The 21,851-nt window shown below is 71.0% G+C and carries 20 protein-coding genes and 1 pseudogene; 16 read left to right on the plus strand and 5 right to left on the minus strand.

Translation table 11 applies throughout. The annotated features are described in order from the left end of the window. The first annotated feature begins 174 nt into the window (after window positions 1–174). From ACIBLC_RS24455 to ACIBLC_RS24515, 13 genes are all read left to right on the plus strand, one after another. Window positions 175–870: an NPCBM/NEW2 domain-containing protein gene (locus ACIBLC_RS24455; protein ID WP_399213292.1), complete on the plus strand. Its 696-nt coding sequence runs from the start codon at window positions 175–177 to the stop codon at window positions 868–870. Window positions 871–950: 80 nt separating this feature from the next. Continuing rightward, window positions 951–1,514 (plus strand): hypothetical protein, encoded by a 564-nt coding sequence (locus ACIBLC_RS24460; RefSeq protein ID WP_399213429.1) that lies wholly within the window; start codon window positions 951–953, stop codon window positions 1,512–1,514. A gap of 8 nt (window positions 1,515–1,522) precedes the next feature. After that, on the plus strand, window positions 1,523–3,196 hold the full coding sequence (locus ACIBLC_RS24465; RefSeq protein WP_399213293.1) for a hypothetical protein: 1,674 nt from the start codon (window positions 1,523–1,525) through the stop codon (window positions 3,194–3,196). Window positions 3,197–3,370: 174 nt separating this feature from the next. Next, window positions 3,371–3,553 (plus strand): hypothetical protein, encoded by a 183-nt coding sequence (locus ACIBLC_RS24470; RefSeq protein WP_399213294.1) that lies wholly within the window; start codon window positions 3,371–3,373, stop codon window positions 3,551–3,553. Between the two features lie 80 nt (window positions 3,554–3,633). Next, window positions 3,634–4,266, plus strand: coding sequence for a GPP34 family phosphoprotein (locus ACIBLC_RS24475; protein ID WP_399213295.1), 633 nt, complete (start codon window positions 3,634–3,636; stop codon window positions 4,264–4,266). A gap of 393 nt (window positions 4,267–4,659) precedes the next feature. After that, window positions 4,660–6,669 (plus strand): hypothetical protein, encoded by a 2,010-nt coding sequence (locus ACIBLC_RS24480; protein ID WP_399213296.1) that lies wholly within the window; start codon window positions 4,660–4,662, stop codon window positions 6,667–6,669. Between the two features lie 129 nt (window positions 6,670–6,798). Further along, window positions 6,799–8,469 (plus strand): GT4 family glycosyltransferase PelF, encoded by a 1,671-nt coding sequence (gene pelF, locus ACIBLC_RS24485; protein ID WP_399213297.1) that lies wholly within the window; start codon window positions 6,799–6,801, stop codon window positions 8,467–8,469. Beyond that, window positions 8,466–10,013 (plus strand): hypothetical protein, encoded by a 1,548-nt coding sequence (locus ACIBLC_RS24490; RefSeq protein WP_399213298.1) that lies wholly within the window; start codon window positions 8,466–8,468, stop codon window positions 10,011–10,013. Before pelF ends, ACIBLC_RS24490 begins: the two co-directional genes overlap by 4 nt. 49 nt (window positions 10,014–10,062) lie before the next feature. Then, window positions 10,063–11,088: an SDR family NAD(P)-dependent oxidoreductase gene (locus ACIBLC_RS24495; RefSeq protein WP_399213299.1), complete on the plus strand. Its 1,026-nt coding sequence runs from the start codon at window positions 10,063–10,065 to the stop codon at window positions 11,086–11,088. Window positions 11,089–11,210: 122 nt separating this feature from the next. Next, window positions 11,211–11,924, plus strand: a complete 714-nt coding sequence (locus ACIBLC_RS24500; RefSeq protein WP_399213300.1) for an NDP-sugar synthase — start codon at window positions 11,211–11,213, stop codon at window positions 11,922–11,924. Window positions 11,925–11,933: 9 nt separating this feature from the next. Further along, a complete protein-coding gene (locus ACIBLC_RS24505; protein ID WP_399213301.1) occupies window positions 11,934–12,848 on the plus strand; it encodes an NAD-dependent epimerase/dehydratase family protein in 915 nt (304 codons plus the stop codon). Further along, complete coding sequence (locus ACIBLC_RS24510; RefSeq protein WP_399213302.1) at window positions 12,845–13,540, plus strand: spherulation-specific family 4 protein; 696 nt, start codon at window positions 12,845–12,847, stop codon at window positions 13,538–13,540. Before ACIBLC_RS24505 ends, ACIBLC_RS24510 begins: the two co-directional genes overlap by 4 nt. Window positions 13,541–13,581: 41 nt before the next feature. After that, window positions 13,582–14,334, plus strand: a complete 753-nt coding sequence (locus tag ACIBLC_RS24515) for an endo alpha-1,4 polygalactosaminidase (RefSeq protein ID WP_399213303.1) — start codon at window positions 13,582–13,584, stop codon at window positions 14,332–14,334. A gap of 38 nt (window positions 14,335–14,372) precedes the next feature. On the opposite strand, the gene ACIBLC_RS24520 is transcribed toward ACIBLC_RS24515, so the two are convergent. Continuing rightward, on the minus strand, window positions 14,373–14,726 hold the full coding sequence (locus ACIBLC_RS24520; protein WP_399213304.1) for a MazG-like family protein: 354 nt from the start codon (window positions 14,724–14,726) through the stop codon (window positions 14,373–14,375). Window positions 14,727–14,764: 38 nt separating this feature from the next. Further along, window positions 14,765–15,311, minus strand: a pseudogene (locus tag ACIBLC_RS24525) (DoxX family protein). A gap of 161 nt (window positions 15,312–15,472) precedes the next feature. Here ACIBLC_RS24525 and ACIBLC_RS24530 point away from each other — a divergent pair. Both ACIBLC_RS24530 and ACIBLC_RS24535 read left to right on the plus strand, forming a co-directional pair. Continuing rightward, a complete protein-coding gene (locus ACIBLC_RS24530) occupies window positions 15,473–15,799 on the plus strand; it encodes a nuclear transport factor 2 family protein (RefSeq protein WP_399213305.1) in 327 nt (108 codons plus the stop codon). 67 nt (window positions 15,800–15,866) lie between these two features. Next, window positions 15,867–16,871 carry an aldo/keto reductase gene (locus ACIBLC_RS24535; protein ID WP_399213306.1) on the plus strand — a complete coding sequence of 335 codons (1,005 nt, stop codon included), beginning with the start codon at window positions 15,867–15,869 and terminating at the stop codon, window positions 16,869–16,871. 25 nt (window positions 16,872–16,896) lie between these two features. On the opposite strand, the gene ACIBLC_RS24540 is transcribed toward ACIBLC_RS24535, so the two are convergent. Further along, window positions 16,897–17,622 (minus strand): ABC transporter ATP-binding protein, encoded by a 726-nt coding sequence (locus ACIBLC_RS24540; RefSeq protein WP_399213307.1) that lies wholly within the window; start codon window positions 17,620–17,622, stop codon window positions 16,897–16,899. A 128-nt stretch (window positions 17,623–17,750) separates the two neighbouring features. Next, entirely contained in the window at window positions 17,751–19,217 is a 1,467-nt protein-coding gene (locus ACIBLC_RS24545; RefSeq protein ID WP_399213308.1) for an ABC transporter permease, read from the minus strand. A 398-nt stretch (window positions 19,218–19,615) separates the two neighbouring features. Between ACIBLC_RS24545 and ACIBLC_RS24550 the strand changes: the two genes are divergently transcribed. Next, the gene (locus tag ACIBLC_RS24550) at window positions 19,616–20,755 is read left to right on the plus strand and encodes a D-alanyl-D-alanine carboxypeptidase family protein (RefSeq protein ID WP_399213309.1); all 1,140 of its coding nucleotides are present in this window, start codon (window positions 19,616–19,618) and stop codon (window positions 20,753–20,755) included. A gap of 291 nt (window positions 20,756–21,046) precedes the next feature. Here the strand turns inward: ACIBLC_RS24550 and ACIBLC_RS24555 are convergent, their stop codons facing one another. Continuing rightward, window positions 21,047–21,805, minus strand: a complete 759-nt coding sequence (locus tag ACIBLC_RS24555) for an SDR family oxidoreductase (protein ID WP_399213310.1) — start codon at window positions 21,803–21,805, stop codon at window positions 21,047–21,049. Window positions 21,806–21,851: the final 46 nt, after the last annotated feature.

A 21,851-nucleotide genomic window follows, 5' to 3' on the forward strand; every position in this document is an offset into this window, starting at 1 on the left:
TCCCGGGGGAACGAGGGGTCTGGGCACGCCGGAGCTGCCGCTGCGCCGTCTCCGCACGGCCCCGTTCAACACCGCCGACTCCCTGTCGCACGCCCAACTGGCCGTCCGACGCAGGCGTGATGGAGACGCGTGTCCCGGCCCTGGCCGGCAATACCGATTACACGAGGGGCGGGAATGGATCTCACCAAGCAGGAGCGCCGGGGGCGACGCCGATGGGGTGTCATTCCGCGATGGTTCGAACTGTTCGCCATCTGCGCGGCGACCATCGCGGCGGGATTCTTCGGCGGAAGGGAGACCGTTGTCAGGGCCGACGACCCGGAGCCGACCGTGACCGTCACGGCGACGGCGACAGCTACGGTCATCGCGACACCCGAGCCGAGCCAGAGCCCGAGCACGGAGAACAAGCCGGGACCCGAGGACAGTTCGCAGGATCCCGGTGTGACGGATCCTCCCGAGCCCGGATCCGTTGTCTACCTCGCCGATGGCGAGGCGATCAACAGCGACGGGGACGTGAGCGTTCAGCCGGTGACCATCCGCGGGGAGCACTACGAGAAGAGCATCCGTCTCGGGTGCAACAGCGCCGGTGAGAGCGCGGTCTACAGCACCAGTGGATACACGCGGCTGGAGGCCAAGGTGGGCATTCTGGCCGACTCGCCCAACGCGATCGGTTCGGTGGGATCGATCCAGGTCGTCAACGCGGCGGGAAATCCGATCGGTGAGGAGGTGTCCATCCGGTCCAGCAGGGCCGAGGACCTGTCGGTCGACATCTCCGGGCAGGACCAGATCAGGATCACTTGCGTGATGACCAAGTCGGGTGACGAGTCCGCTTACTACTTCTACAGCGGCCTGGGCAATGCCGCGCTGTCCTGACTTCCCGTTTCCCGTGTCGCGTACTGCCGCATCCTCAGAGTGAGAAGTACCGACTCTGCGAATGAGGTGCCGTGCCGGACATCGAGAACGAGAGCGTCACCGCCAGCCAGATACTGCTGCTCGAGTACACGCAGGTGAAGGACGAACAGAAGGCGCGCATCGGCTTCCGGGACAACCTGCTCTACGCCACGTTGGCGGCCATGGCCGCGGTGATCGCCGCGACCTTACAAGGGCCGGCGCGCGTCGAACTCCTGCTGCTCCTGCCTCCGGTGTGTCTCGTACTCGGCTGGACCTATCTGGTCAACGACGAGAAGATCTCCGCGATCGGCCGCTATGTGAGCACCGAACTGACCCCCCGGCTCGCGGTCGTGACGCCGCTCGGGCGGGAGACGTTCGGCTGGGAAGCGGCACACCGCAGTGACCGTCGACGGCGGTCCCGCAAGTGGCTTCAGCTCTTCGTCGACCTACTGACGTTCTGCGGTGCGTCGCTGGCCGCACTCACGGTCTTCTGGGCGACGGGCCGGATCTCCGCGGTGCTGCTGACCGTCTCGCTCGTCGAGTGCGCGGCGATCGTGGTACTGGCCGTCCAGATATCGGCGTACGCGGACCTGAGTTCCGGCGCGCAGTCGTGCCGGACGGAATGAGAGAACCCATGTACCCCATGGCAGATGTCATCGTCTTCACCGCGCTGGGCAAGGAATACAACGCGGTGCGGGAGCACTTGGAGGGACCGCTCGCCGAGTACGACGTCCGTGGCGCCCTGTTCGAGTTCGGCACCTTCGGTGGCAGGCACGCCAAGTGGACGGTCGCGTGCCATGAGACCGGACCGGGGAACACCGCCGCGGCCGCGCTGACCGAACGAGCGGTCACGGCCTTCCGGCCACGGCACATCTTCTTCGTCGGGATTGCCGGCGGTCTCAAGGACACCGCGCTGGGAGACGTGGTCGCCGCGCGGCACATCTACGACTACGAGAGTGGAAAGGACCTGGAGGACGGCTTCCACCCGCGCATGACCACTCATCTGTCTACCTTCGACCTGGTCCAGCGGGCTCAGGCGACCGCCCGGGACGAGGCATGGCGTCATCGCATCAAGGCGCCGGTGACCGACACCGTCCCGCAGGCGCATGTGAAGCCACTGGCGGCCGGTTCGAAGGTGGTGGCGGACAAGCGTTCGGCCACGGCCCTGCTGCTGGAGCGGTATTGCGGTGATGCCGTGGCCGTGGAGATGGAAGGACACGGATTTCTGCAGAGTGCCTACATCAACGCGGGGACCAGCGCTCTCGTGGTGCGAGGGATCTCCGACCGGCTCTCCGACAAAGGCGAGGACAACGACCGTGTCTGGCAGCCGGCGGCCTCCCGTCACGCGGCCGCCTTCACCTTCGAGTTGCTGCACAACCTCACCGTTTCCCCGTCCTCCCGAGCGGGGTTGGGCGACCGTGTTCGGGAGATGCGCAGGACGCGCCGGACCACCGGGCAGTCGACGATCGGCTTCGGCCCCGACCACACGGCCGTCGTCGTCGCCGGAGACGGATCGGTCGAGCGATGGGACCTGAACTCGGGCGAGGCGCTTCCCGGAGTCCCCGGCGGAGCTGAACTCCGCCTGGGGCACCAGGCCATCGTGTCCCCGACCCGGCACAGTGTCGCGGTCGCCCGGCCGAGGAGTCTGGACCTCGTGCACTTCGCGGGCAGGACCGGCGAGCACCGCCTCCACTCCGTCCCGCTGCGCGGTGACGAGTTCCTGGTCACCAGCGGGGGAGAGGTTCTCGCCACCCACGACAAGCGCCGAGTGGCCGTACGCAGCTTCGACGACGGCCGGATCCTCCGGGAGGTGCCGTGCCCGGCCGGACTCGCGGCGACTTCCGTCAGCGCGAACGGATCGGTGGTGGCCATGGCCACGACCAACCGTGTTCATGTCCACCGTGAGAACGCGCCGCCGGTCGAGAACCGGATCCGCAACTGGCTGGAGATCGCCAGACCGGGCTGCTGGCTCGCTGTCTCGCCGTCGGGCAGGTACGTCGCGTGTGCGAGCTTCCAGGAGCTGATCGTCTGGCGGACGGCCACCAATGCCGTCGTCCTGCGGCGAGAGTTCAGCAGGCAGGAGCGCTTCGACGGGTTCGGGGCCAAGGGCATGCGTCTGGTGTGCGCCGACGAGGGCCGTGTGCTGTGGCTGCGGCGCGGCCGCCTGTCGGAGGTGACCGCCAGTCCGGAGATCCGTCAGCTGGAACAGGCGGGCCGCTACGACGACTTCGCCGTTCACCCGGACGGGGATCTGCTGGCTGCCGCGGGCGGCACGGATCTGGTGCGGGTGTGGCAGCTGAGCGGCTGACGTCGTACCGACCGAGCCGAACCCTCGCCCACTTCCGCCAGTCCGAGAGGAACCTCTGTGAATCCGAGAGGAACCGCCCCTCCGCGAGTCCGAGAGGAACCGCCCCTCCGCAAGTCCGAGAGGAACCGCCCCTCCGCAAGTCCGAGAAGAACGTCCCGTCCGCGAAGCCTGACGATGACCGCGGGCACCGGCCCGGTCGGTCAGAGCGATGGTGTCGACGATCCGGGCGGCCTCGCCGACGAGCAGGCCGCCCGCTACGACCAGGCGATCCGACCGCCCACGGCCGCCCCTGCGACCCCTGCCTCGCAGGTCACCCCCGCCCCTGCTCGCGAAGGCGTAGATCGCAGGGGCGCGTAGGATGTTCTGGCGTACAGACCGACTCGTCTGCCTGTCCCGTTCTCGTGTCCCGTACCCGCCCCACCGATGCGGAGCCGCACATGACCACAGCTCAGGATCTGATGATCGTCGCCGTGGACCTGGCTCCCGGCCGTTCGGTGGAGGCCGGTGATCTCTCGCTCGCCCTCGCGGGGGCCGAGCTGCTCGACCTCGTCGAGGCCGGGGCGATCACCCTCGACGGTGATCGCGTCGTGCCGAACCCGCAGGAGCCGATCGGCGACCGCCTGTTCGGCGACCGCCTGCTGGACGAGGCGTCGGCGGCGCTCACCCGGCAGTCACCGTACGAGTCGGTCGAGGACTGGCTGTGGCGCAGGGGGCGCGGCCTGTCCGCCGGTTATCTGAAGGCGTGGGAGGCGGAGGGGCCGGAGGACAAGAAGCGTCATCGCTGGCTTCCCTCGCGGACCCAGCAGCCCGCGCCGGCCGCCGACTCGCCCACGCGGCTGCGCGCGGAGGAGCGCTGGGTGTCCGACGAGCCGGTCCTGCTCGCGCTCGCGACAGCCGCCGGGGTGCGCGAACGGACGGCCGACGACCCCCTGGACGCGGCCGGCGCGGCCGACGACTCGACCGTGACCGTGCTCGCCGCCGTCAACGACGCGGTGATGGAGCTGGAGGCCGTCCGGCAGCGCCGAGCCATCGAGAACGCGGCCTTCGACAACGTCTGGCGAGGCCTGTAAGGGCCGATTGACTGGGGTGTGAGCGGGTTTCAGGCCAAGTGTGAAACCCGCGATTCCGGCCCCTCGGCGCCGACCGGGCTGGAAACAGGCCGTCAGGGGAGGTCAGGGGCCGTTTCGGGGGCGGTTTCCTGGGAGTTCGCTGGGGATCACATGTGCACGGAGTGAACATTTACGTACACAAGGTAAACGCCCGTGGGGTGGCTGAGAAACTTTTTCGAATTACCCACGAAACCTCCGCATCTCATCGCAGGATGTGTCCGGCAAGGGCAGAGGTCGCTCGCGGCCACGGACTTCCCAACACCTCGGTGTAGGTGTGCAGGAACGTTTTTTGCTGTCCTGGTTCGGTTTTTCGTATGCGGCAATCTCATGCCGTAGCCCATGGGGGGGCACATCATGAAGGGTTTCTCGCGAAGAGCCGCGGTCTGCGCGGCGTCGCTGATGCTCACGTTCCTGGCGCCTGTCGCCGGAGCGAGAGCCGACGAGCTGGAACCGAGAGTCGACCTCCGAGTGCTGGTGGTCGACGACGGGGGTGCGGCCACGGAGGCCATCGCGGCGGAGCTCGACGGAGCGGGGACGCCGTACACCGAGGTCGACCTGAACGACACCGGCAGACCGCTGATCGACGCGGCCTTCCTGAGCGACACCGTCGACGGGCGGCCGAGGGCGAAGTTCCAGGCTGTGGTGCTGCCCAACGACAACCCGTTCGGGGCGGGTTCGGCGGAGCTGGCCGCGCTGACGGCGTACGAGCAGACCTACAAGATCCGCCAGGTCGACGCCTACACGTACGCGCAGCCGGCCGTCGGGCTCAACTGGGCGCAGAATCCCGGGTACATCGGGTCGCTGGACGGTACGACGGCGCAGGTGACCGCCGCCGGACTGGCAGGGCCCTTCGGGTATCTCGACGGCGCGGTGCCTTTCGAGGACAACGCCGATGACGTGTCGGAGAGTTACGGGTTCCTGGCGGTGCCGCTGGCCCAGCAGGCGGCGGGGGCCGAGTTCACGACGTACGTGGAGGCGCCCATTCCCGGTACGGCGGTGAACGGATCGCTCATCGGGGAGTACGCGCACGACGGCCGCCAGGAACTGGTGGTGACGTTCGTCTACAACCAGGCCCAGCAGCAGTACCGGCTGCTCGCCCGCGGCATCGTGGAGTGGATGACCCAGGGCGTCCATCTCGGCGCCGACCACAACTACTTCGCGGTGCACGTGGACGACGTCTTCGGCGCCGACGACCGGTGGGACACCGAGCTGAACTGCACGCCCGGTGACGTGGACTGCCCCGACGGGGAGGGCGTCTCGGACCCGATCCGGATGACGGTCGCGGATGCGCAGTACGCGAAGCAGTGGTCGCAGCAGCACGGTCTGACGCTCGACTTCCTGTTCAACGGCGGCGGCAGCGAGACCTACAAGGAAGAGAACAACGGGGACGACGCGCTGACCGACCAACTCGTCGCCGACAAGGACGCGTTCCGGTGGGTGAACCACACCTACGACCACCCGTTCCTGGGCTGCGTGCAGAACGTGACCGTGGTGCCGTGGGTGTGCTCCAAGGACTGGTTCGGCAACGTGCAGTGGGTCAGCCGCGCGGAGATCACCGCCTCGATCGCGGACAACCGGACCTGGGGCGCGGCCAAGGGCCTCGCCCTCGACAACACCGAGCTCGTCACGGGTGAGCACTCGGGCATGCGGGTGCTCCCGCAGCAGCCCGACGACAACCCGAACCTGGCGCCCGCGCTCGCCGCGACCGGGGTGACCGCGCTCGGCAGCGACAACTCCCGTGACCCGCAGCAGCGTCAGGTCGGCGCCGCGCTGACCGTGCCCCGCTTCCCGATGAACATCTTCTACAACGCGGGCAAGGAAGCCGAGCAGGTCGACGAGTACAACTGGATCTACACCAGCGCGGCCGACGGCGGCAGCGGCATCTGCGACAACTCGACGACGACCACCTGCCTGGACGAGCCGCTGGACACCGAGACCGGCTACACCTCGTACCTCGTACCGACCGAGAGCCGGATCGCGCTCGGGCACGCGCTGTCGAACAACCCGCGCCCGCACTACATCCACCAGTCGAACCTCGCCGAGGAGCGGATCGGCTACCCGGTGCTGGAGAAGGTCCTGAGCGACTACGCGGACCTCTTCGCCGCCAACACCCCTCTGGTCAACCAGGGGTTGAGGCAAACCAGCGACGAGCTGAAGCGCCGGGCCGTCTGGGACGCGGCCGTCGACGGCGGTCAGGTCACCGCCTACCGGATCGGGAACACCGTCACCATCAGCGCGCCCGGCGGGGTTCAGGCCCCGGCGACCCTGCCGGCCACGGCGGACGGCTTCGGCGGCCCGTACGCGGGAGCGAGGTCGGGATGGGTCGGCAGCGGCTCCCTGGAGACCGGGCCGGCGGCGGAGTAGCCGCCCGCCTCCGCGACACCGGCCGCACGGCCGGACCGCGCGTCGACCGCGGTCCGGCAGTACGGCCCGACCGCGCCACTGACCACGGCCGCGGCCCGAACTGATCGTTCCTTGGGGGGAATGAGACGCATGTCCACGCGAGAGATCCTGCACGCCGTGCCGCCTTCGGGCACGGACGACCGAGCGGTGGTGACACTGCTCACTGAAGGAACGTATCCGCACCAGCACGGCGGGGTGAGTGTGTGGTGCGACCAGTTGGTACGGGGGATGCCCGACGTCCGCTTCCGGGTGGTCGCGATCACCGGGACGGGGCAGGAGCCGTTCGCCTGGGAACTGCCCCCGAACGTCGGAGAGTTGGTCACCGCCCCGCTCTGGGGAGCGGTTCCGGACGGACGCGCGCCCCGGGGGCGGCGGCTGCGCCGCTTCCTCGGCACCTACGAGCGGTTCCTGCTCTCGCTCCTCGAGCCCGGCTCACCGACCGCCGGGACGGACTTCGCGGACGGCCTGTACGCCCTCGGCGCCCGGGCCCGCAAGCGCGAGCTGTCGGCGGCCATGCGGACCGAGGAGGCGCTGCGCACCCTGACCGCGGTGTGGAACCGGCCGCACATAGCCGTGGCCGCGGCCCGGCCCACCCTGCACGACGCGCTGACCGCCACCGAGCTCCTTGAGCACGCGCTCCGGCCGCTGGCGGTCGTACCGCCCGAGGGCGGAGTCGCACACGCCGTCAGCGGGGGACTGGCGGCTCTGCCCGGGCTGACGGCCCACCACCTGCACGGGACGCCGCTGCTGCTCACCGAGCACGGCGTCTACCTCCGCGAGCGCTACCTCGGCTACCGCACCGGCGGCTACCGCTGGCCGGTGAAGTCGCTGCTCCTCGGCTTCTTCAGGCTGCTCGCCCAGGAGACCTACGCCCGGGCCGAACTCGTCACCCCCGGCAACCGCTACAACCGGCGCTGGGAGGAGCACGGCGGCACGGCGCCCGACCGCATCCGTACCGTCTACAACGGTGTGGACCCCGGCGCCTTCCCGCCCGCCGGACCGGAACCCGAAGTGCCCACCCTCACCTGGGCGGGACGGGTCGACCCGATCAAGGACCTGGAGACGCTGATCCGCGCCTTCGCCCTCGTCCGCGAGGAGTTGCCGCGGGCGCGGCTTCGGATGTTCGGCGGTACCCCGCGCGGCGGAGAGGCCTACCGGGAGCGCTGTCAGGCTCTCGCCGAGGAGTTGGGGGCCGGTGACGCGGTGGTCTTCGAGGGGCGGGTGGAGGACATCCGCGACGCGTACGCGGCGGGCAACGTGGTGATGCTGTCCAGCATCAGCGAGGGTTTTCCCTTCACCCTCATCGAGGCCATGTCGTGCGGGCGGGCCACCGTCTCCACCGACGTGGGCGGGGTCCACGAGGCGGTCGGCGACACCGGTCTCGTCGTACCGCCGCGCGAGCCGCGGGAGATGGCGCGGGCGGCACTGGAACTGCTGCGCGACCCGGCGCGGCGCGCCCAGATGGGCGAGGCCGCGCGACTGAGAGTGATCGAGCAGTTCACCCTCCGGCAGACCATCGACACCTTCCGCGGGATCTACGGCGAACTCGCCTCGGGGTCCGCCACCGGACGCGAGCGCCCCACCGCGGGGACCGCCGCCGAGCGCGAGCGGAGCGGCGCGGGCCACGGCGCCCCGCCTGACCTGGGCGCCGCGGGCCATGCCGTCCCGCGCGACCTGAGTGTCGCCGCCCTCGCCGTCCCGCGTGAGCGGTACGAGGAGGCCCGGGTGGGCGGCGTACGGCAGGCGGGTGAGGCCGGGTGAGCGGGCCGTTGCGGCTGCTGCCGGGAGACGGCGGGACCGATCTGGAGCTGGCCGGGCGACGGCGGTTCCCGGCGGGCTGGCCGGGCAACACGACCACGGGCGGTCAGGGCGGTCAGGGCGGTCAGGGCGGTCCGGGCGGCCGAGGCGGTCAGGGCGGTCGGGAGGGTCGGGGCGGCCACGGTGGCCGTGGTGCTCGGGCCCGAAAGGCCGTGCAGACAGGGCCCGTTGACGGCGACAGCCTGCCCGTGCTCGGTCCGCGGCCGATGCGCCGCCGACGGCCGTCCTGGGCCGAGGACCCGTTCGACGAACTCGCCGAACGGCTGGCGGACGTGTGCGGCGCGGCCGTCCACCCCGACGAGATCGCCGCCGTACTGGAGTCGGACGGGCTGACGCAGGAACAGATCACCGGCCGCTACGGACGGCGGGACCTCTTCGAGGTCGCCGAGGAGCTGTACGAACGGGTACCGCGCCGCTTCCCCGACCCGGAACCGCCGCCCGACCCCTGGCGGACCAGCCCCTGGCGGTGCGTGCTGCGCGGGGCGGTCTTCGGACTCCCCGGACTGGCCTACCTGTTGGGCGCCGGGCTGCTCGCGGACGGCACGGGCGCGCTCGCCGGTCTTGCCGCCTCGGCGCTGGCCGCCTGGGCGTGGAACCAGGGCCTCGCCCACCGCTCCTACGTGCGGCTCGCGGCGGGCGGCCGGCGCGCCGCCGCGCGCACCCTGCGTGCCGGGGCACCGGTCGGAGCGCTGGGCGCCGTGGCGGCGGCGCTGCTGCTGTCCGGACTGGGCACCATGACCGCGTTCGCCGCCGGGCAGGCGGTCTATCTCGCCGCGGGCACCGTGCTGTTGGTGCTGGGCCGTGAACGGGACCTGCTGCTCGCGCTCACCCCGACGGTCGCCGGAGCGGCCTCCCTGCTTCTCTGGGACCCCGGCCAACTGACCGTCACCGTGCTGCTGTTGGCCACCGTCGCCGGCGCGGTGCTGCTGGCGACCCGCGAGATAAGAAGGTCGCTGCGAACGCAGGGCGCGGCGGTCGCAGGCAACGGCACGCCGGTCGCCGCCTCCGTCCCCTACGGGCTGTTCGGGCTTGCGGCGGGATCGCTGACGCTGATGGCGGCCTCGGCCGACGGGCCCGCCGTCGTCGTGCTCACCCTGAGCATGGGCGTGGCCGAGTGGCTGCTCTACCGCTACCGGAGCCTGGGCCTCGCCGCGCTGCGGCACAGCACCACTCCCAGGGGCTTCCAACTCCGGGCCGGGCGGGCCCTGTTGCTGTGCCTCGCCGGATACCTGGCGGTGCTGGCCGCACCCACCCTGATCCGCGGGGTGTCCCCGGGACCGCTGCTGGCACTGGGAGCCGTCCTGTGGACCGCCCTGCTGCTCCAGGCCTTCGGCACGGCCTGGCCGCCCGCCGCCGTGTGCCTGGCCGCTGCCGCGGGCGCGGCCCTCGGCCCGGCCGCGGTCCGTCCGGTCGTCTGCGGCTGCGCCGCCGTCGCGCTGGTGCTCATCTCGTACGCCCTGCTGGGCCGGGCCACGGCTCATCGCTGACACCGCACCCGTCAACCGCACCACCCCTGACAACAGAGGAGACAGACCCGTGACCGAATCCGGACCTGTGACCGGCCCCGTGGCCGGACCCGTAGCCGTCACCGGAGCGGAGGGGTTCATCGGCTCGCACCTGGTGGAGGCACTCGTCGCCCGCGGGCACCGGGTACGCGCGATGGCCCAGTACAACTCCTTCTCGTCGTACGGCTGGCTGGAGACCCTGCCGCGGGACGTGATGGACAGTGTGGAGGTCGTCCTCGGCGACGTACGCGACCCCGGTTCGGTGGACCGGTTGTTGGCCGGCACGGAGGCCGTCTACCACCTGGCGGCGCTGATCGCGATCCCGTACTCCTACCAGGCCCCGCACAGCTACGTGGACACCAACGTCACGGGCACTCTCAACGTCCTGGAGACGGTCCGCAGGCTCGACATCCCGAGGCTGGTGCACACCTCCACCAGTGAGACGTACGGCACGGCCCAGACGGTGCCGATCACCGAGGACCACCCCATCAACACGCAGTCCCCGTACGCCGCTTCGAAGGCGGGCGGGGACCGGCTGGCCGACAGCTACCACGCGAGTTTCGGCACCCAGGTGGTCACCCTGCGGCCGTTCAACACCTTCGGGCCGCGCCAGTCCATGCGCGCGGTGATCCCGACCGTCATCGGACAGGTCGCGGCCGGGGAACGGACCATCACCCTCGGCGACCTGCGGCCCACCCGCGACTTCACCTTCGCCAAGGACACCGCCCGGGCGTTCCTCGCGGTGGGCACCGCGCCCGCCGACGCCGTCGTCGGCCGGACCTTCAACGCCGGTACCGGCGGCGAGATCTCGGTCGGCGACCTGGTCACCCTGATCGGCAAGCTCATGGCCGCCGACCTGGAGGTCCGCGAGGACGCGCAGCGCATCCGGCCGGCCGGATCGGAGGTGATGCGGCTGGTCTGCGACGCGTCACGGCTGCGCGCCGCCACCGGCTGGGCGCCCGCCCACAGCCTCGAAGAGGGTCTTGAGGCGACCATCGACTTCTTCCGCGACCCGGCGAACCTCGCCCGCTACAAGACGAACGTCTACAACATCTGACTGCTCCACGGCTCCACGGACTGCTCCACGGCTCCACGGCCCGCCGGGGAACCGCCTGAACCCAGGAACCCGGCGACACCGAATCTGGCGACACCTGACGACAGTCGGAAGGAAACCCCACGATGCATGCAGTCATCCTGGCCGGAGGCAAAGGCGTACGGTTGCGGCCCTACACGACCGCGCTGCCCAAGCCGCTCGTCCCCATCGGCGACCAGCACGCGATCCTGGAGATCGTGATGCGGCAGCTCGCCGGTGCCGGCTTCACCACCTGCACCATCGCCATCGGGCACCTCGGCCACATCATCCGGGCCTACGTCGGCAACGGCTCCCAGTGGGGCCTGCGCGTCGGCTACACCACCGAGGACAGCCCACTGGGCACCATGGGCCCGCTGCTGACCATGCTCGACCGGCTGCCCGAGCACTTCCTCGTCATGAACGGCGACATCCTCACCGACCTCGACTTCGGCGCCGTACTGCGCAGTCACGAGGCGTCCGACGCGCCGCTGACCATCGCCACCTACGCGCGTAAGGTCTCCATCGACTTCGGCGTGCTCACCACCGAGGGCGGCAAGGTCGTCGGCTTCGCCGAGAAGCCGAGCATGGACTACCGGGTCTCCATGGGCGTCTACGGACTCACCCGCTCCACCCTCAACGGCTACACCCCCGGTCTGCCGCTCGGCTTCGACGAACTGGTCCTGGACCTGCTCAAGTCCGAAACCCCGCCCGCCGCCTACGAGTTCGACGGGTACTGGCTGGACATCGGCCGCCCCGACGACTACGACCGGGCCAACGCGGAGTTCACCACCCGTCGCCCCGCCCTGCTCAAGGGAGCGTGACCGGGCATCATGCGCATCCTCGTCCTGGGCTCCACCGGATTCCTGGGCGGCCACGTCGCCGGGCAGCTGCGCACCCTCACGGGTGTGCGGGTGCTCGGCGGCGGCCGCTCGGTGGACCCCGGCCTGCCCGTGAACCTTCCCGTCGACCTCGCCGCCATCTCCGTCGCCGGGCTCGCACGGTCCCTGCGGGCCCTCGCTCCGGACGCCGTCGTCAACTGCGCGGGCGCCGTCTCGGGCGACCCCGTACGCATGGCCGAGACCAACGCGCGCGGACCCGCCGTACTCTGCGAGGCCCTGCGTGAGGCGGCCCCCGCCGTCCGTCTCGTCCACTTCGGATCGGCCGCCGAGTACGGACCGACGCCCGCCGGACAGACGCTCACCGAGAACTCGCCGGTCAGCCCGCAGGGCAGCTACGGGGCGACCAAGCTGGCCGGGTCGTACGCGGTGACGGAGGCCGGCCGGACCGGCCTGGACAGCGTCGTCCTGCGGGTGTTCAACCCGGTCGGCCCCGGCGCGCCCGCCACCAGCCTGTCCGGACGGCTGGCCGACGAACTGCGGCGCGCGCTGCCCGACGGCACGGTCCGCGTCGGTGACCTCTCGGCGTACCGCGACTTCGTCGACGTACGGGACGTGGCGCGGGCCGCCGTGCTCGCGGCGACCAGCCCCGGCGCCCTGCCACCCGTCCTCAACATCGGCAGCGGCACGGCCACCCGTGCCCGGGAACTCGCGCAGGAAATGGCGCGGGCCGCCGGATTCCGTGGCCCGATCGAGGAGCGCGGCGCCGGATCGCAGCGGTCCTCGGCCGTCTCCTGGCAGCGGGCCGGCATCACCGCCGCCGCGGACGCCCTCGACTGGCGGCCCGAACTCACCCTGGCCGACTCGCTGTCCGCCCTGTGGGCCGAACACACCAGGGTCCCGGCGTGAGCGACCCGGCGACGGACGACGGCCGCGGCCGGCTGCTCGTCCCGCTCTACGTCCACCCCGCCGTGGACCCGGCCGCCTGGCGCGCCCTGATCCGCGCCGGTCCACAGCTGTACGGAGTGGTCCTCAACATCGCCGACGGCCCCGGCACCACTCCCGACCCGGCCTTCGTCACGGCCGCCGCCCAACTGCGCGAGGCGGACGTGCGGGTGCTCGGATACGTGGACACGGCGTACGGCGACCGGTCGGTCCGCTCGGTCATCGGCGACCTGCGCCGCTACCGCCGCTGGTACGACACCGACGGCGCCTTCCTGGACCGGACGGCCTCCGGCACCGAGGAGGTGCGCCACTACCGCCGGCTGACGCGGGCGGCCCGCCTCTGCGGGGCCGGCACCGTCGTCCTCAACCCGGGCGTCCATCCGGCCCCGGGCTACGCGGAGTTCGCCGACCTGCTGGTCACCTTCGAGGGCACCTGGAAGACGTACCGGCACGCCGACTTCACCGTGCCGGCCTGGACCGGCGTCCATCCGCCCGACCGGTTCTGCCACCTGGTGTACGGCGTCCCGGACGAACTTTGCGGGCTCGCGGCGCGCACCGCCCGGATGCGCGGAGCCGCCGTGCACTGCGCCGTCCCCGGCAGCGGCGCGAACCCGTGGAGCGGCCTGCCGCCGACCGTGGAGAGGGAAGCGTCTTGAGGCATCCCTCACGGCCCGGATCAGCAACCACCGTCATCCTCATGCTGCTTGTGCTGCTGCTCGCGGGCTGTTCCGCCGACACCCCGCCCAAGCAGGGTCGTTGGCAGCCGCGTCCGGGCACCGCCTGGCAGTGGCAGCTCAGCGGCCGGATCGACACCTCCGTGGAGGTCCCGGTGTACGACATCGACGGCTTCGAGAACAGTGCCGCTGTCGTCGAGCGGCTGCACGCCGACGGACGCAAGGTGATCTGCTACATCAACGCCGGTGCCTGGGAGGACTTCCGCCCCGACCACAAGGACTTCCCGGCAGCCCTGCTCGGCAGGGGCAACGGCTGGGACGGCGAACGGTGGCTCGACATCCGCGAACTCGACGTGCTGCGGCCCCTCATGGCCGAGCGCATGGACATGTGCCGAGAGAAGGGCTTCGACGCCGTCGAGCCCGACCTCCTCGACGGCTACACCAACAGGACCGGCTTTCCCCTCACAGCGGCACACCAGTTGGCGTACAACCGCATGATCGCGGGCCTGGCACACGACCGGGGACTGGCCGTGGGACTGAAGAACGACCTGGAGCAGATCCCGCAGCTCGTCGGCGACTTCGACTTCGCGGTCAACGAACAGTGCGCCGAATTCAGCGAATGCGCGTCGCTGACACCGTTCGTCGAGGCACGCAAGGCGGTCTTCCACGTGGAGTACGACGTGTCCACGGGGAGGTTCTGTCCCACCGCCGAGCGGCTGGGCCTCGACTCGATGCGGAAGCGGCTCGCGCTGGACGCGTGGCGCCGGGCCTGCTGAGCGCGGGGCCGGCCACCGGAGCGCGGTGGCCGGCCCTTTCAGGGCGTCCGCGTCGAGGCGAGCGAGCGTTCCGTGACGTCGGCCAGATGGGCGGTGAAGGTCTCGCGGGCGTCCGGGGTCAGGGTGCGCAGGGCGACCAGGGCCGTGATGACGACGTCGCAGAGTTCGGACCGTACGTCGTCCCAGGTGTGGCTCGTGCCCTTGCGGGGGTTCTGGCCCGTCACGCCGATCACCGCCTGGGCGACCTCGCCGACCTCCTCGGACAGCTTCAGCATGCGCGTGAGCAGCAACTCCCTTTCTGTGAGTGCCTGGTGGGAGTCCAGCCAGGCGTAGAGGCGGTCGATCGAGTCCCAGACGAGGTCGTTCTCGTCCTCAGCAGCGCGGTCAGCCATGCGGTCAGCCTCCCATCCCGGAGGCCGCGGCCGGGCCCCTACTCGTCGAACAGCGTCTCCTGCCGGCCCTCCGCGGCCTTCCGCACCCGCTGGTTCCGCGCGCCCACGACCACCGCGGTGACCGCCGCCGTCACGCCCAGCGCCGCCGGCACCATCCAGCCGCGGTTCACCGCGTGCCCCAGCGCGTGGTCGAGGGAGAGCCGGCCGGGTCCCGTCACGGCGAGGCCCGCGGCCGTCAGGCCCAGGCTCGCGGCGTACTCGTAGCCGCCGACCTGTGCGAAGAACCCGTTCGGCGCGTGCACCGCCGCGGCGCCCGCCATCGCACCGGCCGCCGCCGCACCGGCCGCGGGTGTCGCCAGGCCCAACGCCAGCAGCGCGCCGCCGCCCGCCTCCGCGAGGCCCGCCGCGGTCGCGCTCGCCTTGCCCGGCGCGTAGCCCATGGCCTCCATGGCGGCCCCCGGTGCCCTCGATCCCGCCCCCGCCGAACCAGCCGAGGAGTTTCTGCGACCCGTGTGCGGCCAGCACCCCGCCGATGCCCACGCGGAGCAGCAGCAATCCCAGATCACGTCGGTCGAAGCAACTCACGATGGCTCCCGGAACAGGCTGGACGGACAAGATGAACGGAGCGGGTGGAGGGGATGGAGGGGACGGACGGATTTCCACCGTCGCATCGATCACGACCGTTCGACGTATTCGCGCGGCCGTTCGGGTGGCGGCCCCCAGGGAGCGGTGTGAGTCTGACTGGCATGACGATTCAGGTAGCCAAACTGAGCGACCCGGCCGTCCGGGCGTTCGTCACCGCTGTGAACGCGCACGACCGCGACGCCTTCCAGGCCCTCCTCGCCCCGGGCGCCACCATGTCCGACGACGGGTCCGACCGGGACCTCGCCGACTGGACCGACCGGGAGATCTTCTCCTCCCACGGCCACATGGACGTGGACAACGAGTCCAGGGGCGGCCTGGCCCTCATCGCCCGCTACAGCAACGACACCTGGGGCGAGATGAGGACGAGGTGGAGCTTCACCGTCGACGACGGCGGCAGGATCTCCCGCTTCGAGACCGGCCAGGCGTAGCCGCCAACACCGCTTCCCCGCGCGGGTCTTGCCTTCGCGTGCACTCCAACTCCTAGCGTTCGCGGGCATGGAGAACACCGAGTACACGAACGGGACCAGGACATTGGGCCGCAGCGGCATCGAGGTGAGCGCGCTCGGCTTCGGCTGCTGGGCCATCGGCGGCGAGTGGGGGACCCCTGACGGGCAGCCGCTCGGCTGGGGCAAGGTCGACGACGAGGAGTCCGTACGGGCCGTTCGCCGCGCCCTCGACCTGGGCGTGACGTTCTTCGACACCGCCGACGCGTACGGCACCGGGCACAGTGAGCGTGTCCTCGCGCGCGCTCTCGGCAAGCGCCGCGCCGACGTGGTCGTCGCCACCAAGTGGGGCAACGTCATCGACGAGGAGCGCCGCGTCGTGCTCGGGAGCGACGACTCCCCGGCGTACGCCCGCCGCGCGCTGACCGCCTCACTGCGGCGCCTGGACACCGATTACGTCGACCTGTACCAGCTGCACATCTCTGACGCCGACCCGCACCGTGCCGCCGAACTCCGCGACACCTGCGAGGAGTTCGTCAGCGAGGGGCTCATCCGCGCCTACGCCTGGAGCACCGACGACCCGGAGCGGGCTGCCGTCTTCGCGGCGGGCGAGCACTGTGCGGCCGTACAGCACCGCCTGAACATCCTCCAGGACGCCCCCGAACTACTGGCGCTCTGTGAGGAGTCGGACCTCGCGAGCGTCAACCGCAGCCCGCTCGCCATGGGGCTGCTGACCGGGAAGCACGCGGCGGGGCGCGCCCTGGAAGCGGGGGACATCCGCAACGCGCCGCCCGCCTGGCTGCCGGGCTTCAACGAGAGCGGCGGCGCGGACCGGGCCTGGCTCGCCAGGGTCGACGCACTCCGGGACATCCTCACCAGCAACGGCCGTACGCTCGCGCAGGGCGCCCTCGCCTGGCTCTGGGCGCGCAGCCCGCGTACCGTCCCGATCCCCGGTTTCCGCTCGGTCGCCCAGGCCGAGGAGAACGCCGGTGCGATCGCCCAAGGGCCGCTCACCGCCGGGCAGTTGACCGAGGTCGACCGCGTTCTCGGACGGTGAGCGGCCCCGGGGACCGCCGTAGGGCCTACTGGACGAACTGCTGAGAGGCGGGAGCCGGTGCGCGTCGCGCACCGCCGCCCTGCTCCTTCAGCGAGATCTGGCCGTTCTTGATGGTCGCGAGGCGCGGCGCGCGGCGGGCGATGGACGAGTCGTGGGTGACCATGATGAAGGTCAGCCCGTACTCGTGCCACAGCCCGTCCAGCAGGCCCATGATGTCGTCGCGGGTGCCCTCGTCGAGGTTGCCGGTCGGCTCGTCGGCGAGCAGTACCTTCGGCTTCTTGACCAGGGCGCGCGCGATGGCGACACGCTGCTGCTGCCCGCCGGACAGCTCGGACGGCGCGTGCGTCAGCCGGTCGCCGAGGGCTACGGACGCCAGTGCCTCGGCGGCCCGCTCGCGCCGCTCCCTGGGCTTCACGCCGAGCGGTACGAGCGCCGTCTCGACGTTCTCCTGGGCGGTCAGCGTCGGGATGAGGTTGAACGACTGGAAGATGATGCCGATCTTCTCGGCGCGCAGCCGGGTCAGCTTCGCCTCGCTGATGGAGGCGAGGTCCACGCCGTCCAGCTCGACGCTGCCGGAGGACGGGCGGTCAAGACCGCCGATCATCTGGAGCAGGGTGGACTTGCCGCCGCCCGTGGGGCCCTGGATGACGAGCTGGTCGCCGTCCTCGATGGTGAGGTCGATGCCGCGCAGCGCCTCCACCGTGTCCTTGCCCCGCGTGTAGCGCTTGGTGACGCCAGTGAGCTTGTACATGAGTTCTCCGAAGATGAAGCAGGCAGGTGAAGAAGGAAGAGGGGGCGGGGCGCCGCGACCCGGGGGGAACGGACGCGGCGCCCCAGCTCAAGGGGGCCCGACCCGAAGGCCGGTCGCCCGAAGGCGTGTTACTGCACGCTGCGCAGCGCGTCCGCCGGGCGCATCCGGGAGGCGCGCCAGCCGCCCATCGCACCGGCGATCAGACCGCCCGCGATGGCCAGGCCCGCCGCGAGCGCGATGGTGGTCAGCGAGACGGGCGCGGAGAGCGCGATGTCCATGGTGCTGGCCGTCGCCTGCTGGCCGGGACCGCCACCGCCGCCCATACGACCGCCGCCACCGCCCGAGCCGGCCGTGGAGCCGAGCTCCGCGGTCAGGGTCGGGCTGATCGCCGTCACCGTGTACGCCGCGGCGAGACCGATGCCGATGCCGAGCGCGCCGCCGAGCAGACCGTTCACGATGGACTCGCCGACGACCTGCCGGGTGACCTTGCGCGACGGCCAGCCGAGCGCCTTGAGGGTGCCGAACTCACGCACCCGGCGGGAGACCGCGGAGGACGTGAGCAGCGCCGCCACCAGGAACGCGGCGATGAGCACCGCGATGGACAGCCACTTGCCCACGCTGGTCGCGAGGTTGGAGGCCGTGGACAGCGAGCCCGAGACGGTGTCGGCGAGGTCGGCGGAGGTGGTGACCGTCGTACCCGAGATGTTCTTCTGGATGGTCGCCTTGACCGTGTCGATCTGCTTCGAGTCGGTCGCCGTGACGTAGATCGTGGTGACCTCGCCGGCCGAGTCGCCCAGCGTCTGCGCCTGCTTCAGCGGCAGGTAGACATCGGTGGTCGACTCGCTGCTGTCCGGGGTCGCGATGCCGATGATGTCGTACTTGGTGTCCGAGATCGTGATCGTCTTGGCGGTCGTGAGCTTGTTCTCCTTGGCGTACGACGCGCTGACCACCGCGACCTTGGAGTTGGTCTGGGAGGTCGTGAACGTCTTGCCGCTGGTGATCTTCGACGTGGCGAGCGGGCCGAGATCCTGGTCGGTGACGTCGACACCCGCGACCGAGTACGAGTTCACGTCGAAGTTGGCGCCGCCGCCCTGTACGCGGGGCTGGCCGGTGGACTGGCCGCCGCCGGGGGCGCCCTGCTGAGAGCCGGACCCCGAGCCGGAGGTCGAGGACTCCGCCGTGCCCTGGGTGAAGGAGCCGTCGACCTTGGTGACGTTCAGGCTCAGTGCGCCGACCGCGTTCGCCACGCCCGCCTGCTTGGCGACGGTGCTGACGAGCGAGGCCTTGAGGGCCTGGCCGCCCGACGTCATCACGCGGTCCGAGCTCTGGGTGTCGCCGCTGTCCGAGCCCGCGTCGAACTCGAAGTTCGGTCTGCCCGACTCGCCGTCCGTGGGTGCGGCCTGTGCCTTGGTGACCGTCATGTCGGTGCCGAGCCCGTACAACGACGTCAGGACCTTGTCCTGGGCCTGCTGCATGCCGGCCGACACCGAGTTGACGGTGATGACCAGCGCGATACCGAGCGCCAGACCCAGGGCGATGACCAGGGCCGCCTTCTTGCGCCGGCTCAGCTCACGCTTGAGATAGATGCCAAACATCCCGTTCCTCAAAGGTTCTTGGCGCCCGCTGTGGGCGCGGCCACAAGCTATGGACGTAGCTTTGAGTGGGGCTGAGTAAGGGATGTGTAGGAGCTGAGAAAAAATGGCCCGCCATAAATGTTCCATCAGACAGCTGATTCCTAAGGTCCCTAGGGCCTACTGCCAGGTAGCGGCTGTTGAGTGGTCTCTTGGTGAAGAACAGCGGGCCCGCCCGGTGCGCATCTCCCGGTGGGACGGTGGATGGGCGTACGGGGCGGGCCCGCGCTTTTCCGTATGACGCGCGGGTGTTGTCGGCCGCTTGTGATTCCGGGGCTTTTTTGTTTTCCCTCTGGAAGCTCTGGGGAATTCTTTTTCGCCCTGCTGTCCGGTGTCACAGAATGTCTTTGTACGGTCCCGGGATGCGCGATTCCTCCCGGCTCTCCCGTCGTGCCGCTCTCGGCCTCGCCACGGCCGCCGTCCTGCCGGCCGTGGCCACCCCCGCTTCCGCCGCGACCACCGTCGGTGGTGAGCGGCTGGCCCGCGCCGGGATCCAGGTGAGCGGTGCCTCGGGTCTGCCCAGGAGACTCACCGCGGGCGCCTGGCTCGTCGCGGACCACGACAGCGGTGAGGTGCTCGCCTCGTACAACGCGCACCGGCGCCTCGCGCCGGCGTCCACCCTGAAGATGCTGTTCGCGGACACGGTCCTGGAGAGGTTCGGGCGGACCGAGAAGCACACGGTGACCGCCGCCGACCTGGCGGGGATACCCGCCGGCTCCAGCCTCGTCGGCATCCGGGCCGGAATCACGTACACCGTCGAGGAGTTGTGGCTCGGCGTCTTCCTGCGCTCCGGCAACGACGCGGTGCACGTGCTCAGCCACATGAACGGCGGTGTCGCGAAGACGGTCGCGCAGATGCAGGCCAGGGCCGAGGAGCTGCGGGCCCTGGACACCACGGTGGTCAGCCCCGACGGCTTCGACCACGAGGGCCAGCTCTCGTCGGCGTACGACCTGACGCTCTTCGCCCGGCACGGCCTCGCCGACGCCGACTTCCGCGCCTACTGCGCGACCAGGACCGCCGACTTCCCGGCCGGCGGCGGGAAGTCCTTCCAGATCCAGAACACCGACCGGCTGCTGACCGGCGCGGACGGCGTGGCGGCGTACGACGGCCTGATCGGCGTCAAGAACGGTTACACGAGCAACGCCGGAAACACCTTCACCGGTGCGGCCACCCGCGACGGGCGGACCCTCCTGGTCACCGTGCTGCACCCGCGGAGCGGTGGCGGTGGCGTCTACGAGGAGACGGCCGCGCTGCTCGACTGGGGGTTCGGGGCGGGTGCGAAGGCCGAGTCCGTGGGCACGCTGGCCGAGCCGCTCGGCGCGGGCGTCGCGAGCGCCACGCCCACCCGGCAGGGGGCGGCCGGCGCTGCCGCCTCGAGTGCCGCGGGCCGGTCGTCGTGGGGGATGGCGGGCGGGGCCGGGGGAGCCGTGGTGCTCGTCGCGGGGGCGCTCGCCCTGCGCAACCGCGGGCGCGCGTCCAGGGGCGGCGGGCACCGGCGCTGACCCCCGGCAGCCGGGCGGACAGCGCTGCAGCCGCCCGCGGCCCGGTGCACACCCCGCGGTCCCGCGCGAGGTCCGCCCCCATCCGGGCCGCGGAACGGCTGCTTCTCCCCCCTCGGTGTGGACCGTGGTGTGCACCGTGGTCGTACCGAAGTCTTGTCCTCCAAGTGTGAAGCTCTGGTGGAGGAGATGTTGAGCATATGCCCGCCACCGGGCTTTATGGTCCGGAGGTTCAGCTTCCGTTTGTGCAGGTTGACGAGTTGACGAGGCGGGTGCGAGCCCCGCGCGGCCGGTTCAGCCGCGCCCCACGTACGGCATCGCCGTCGCCAGCACCGTCGCGAACTGCACGTTCGCCTCCAGCGGCAGCTCGGCCATGTGCCGCACGGTGCGCGCCACATCGGCCACGTCCATCACCGGCTCGACGGCCGTCTCCCCGTTCGCCTGGAGGATTCCGCTTCGCATGCGTTCGGTCATGTCGGTCGCCGCGTTGCCGATGTCGATCTGACCGCAGGCGATCCGGTACGGACGCCCGTCCAGCGACAGCGACTTGGTCAGGCCGGTCAGCGCGTGCTTGGTCGCCGTGTACGCCACCGACCGCGGGCGCGGTGTGTGCGCGGAGACCGAACCGTTGTTGATGATCCGGCCGCCCTGCGGGTCCTGCTCCTTCATCCGCCGGTAGGCCGCCTGCGCGCACAGGAACGCGCCGTTGAGGTTGGTGTCGACGACGTGCTTCCAGGCCTCGTACGGCAGTTCCTCGAACGGGACACCGCCGGGGCCGAACGTACCGGCGTTGTTGAAGAGCAGGTCGAGCCGCCCGAAGCGGTCGTGTACGGCGGCGAAGAGGGCGGCGACGTCGTCGGGGCGTGAGACATCGGCCCGTACGGCGATGGAGGGGCCCTCGGGGGCGAGGGCGGCCGTCTCCTCAAGGGTCTCGGGCCGGCGTCCGGTGAGCGCCACCGACCAGCCGGTGCGCAGCAGTTCCACGGCCACGGCGCGGCCGATGCCGGAACCGGCTCCGGTGACCACCGCGATCTTCGTTTGCATGGCATTCATGGCCCGCAGGCTACTGGGGGCTCCGAACGGGTGACGGTAACGCGGA

The organism is Streptomyces sp. NPDC050535 (genome assembly GCF_044457665.1).
Taxonomy (GTDB): domain Bacteria; phylum Actinomycetota; class Actinomycetes; order Streptomycetales; family Streptomycetaceae; genus Streptomyces.